This is a genomic window from Streptomyces sp. NPDC051172 (genome assembly GCF_040682555.1).
GTDB lineage: Bacteria > Actinomycetota > Actinomycetes > Streptomycetales > Streptomycetaceae > Streptomyces.
This window is the reverse complement of the sequence record NZ_JBFBBE010000385.1, coordinates 1,009-1,256: the sequence shown is the minus strand read 5'-3', so window position 1 is coordinate 1,256 and position 248 is coordinate 1,009. Positions and strand designations below refer to the sequence as shown.

Annotated in this window: 1 protein-coding gene; it reads left to right on the top strand. The window is 70.6% G+C overall.

Annotated features, from left to right (window positions below; translation table 11 throughout):
• Nucleotides 1–9: 9 nt before the first annotated feature.
• Nucleotides 10–248 (top strand): CNNM domain-containing protein (locus AB0N07_RS51330; protein WP_365847919.1); only part of this gene is annotated, 239 nt, incomplete at its 3' end.

Genomic DNA, 248 nt, shown 5'->3' with positions numbered 1-248 from the left:
TGGCTGGTGGTGCTGTTGGCCGCCAACGCCTTCTTCGTGGCGGGTGAGTTCGCGGTCATGGGCGCCCGCCGGGCGCAGATCGAGCCGAGGGCCGAGGCCGGCTCCCGCCGGGCCCAGGTGGCGCTCTACGCGATGGAGCACGTCTCCCAGATGCTGGCCGTCTGCCAGCTTGGCATCACGGTGTGCTCCCTGCTGATCCTCAACGTGTCCGAGCCGGCGCTGCACCACCTGCTCGTCGTCCCGATGGG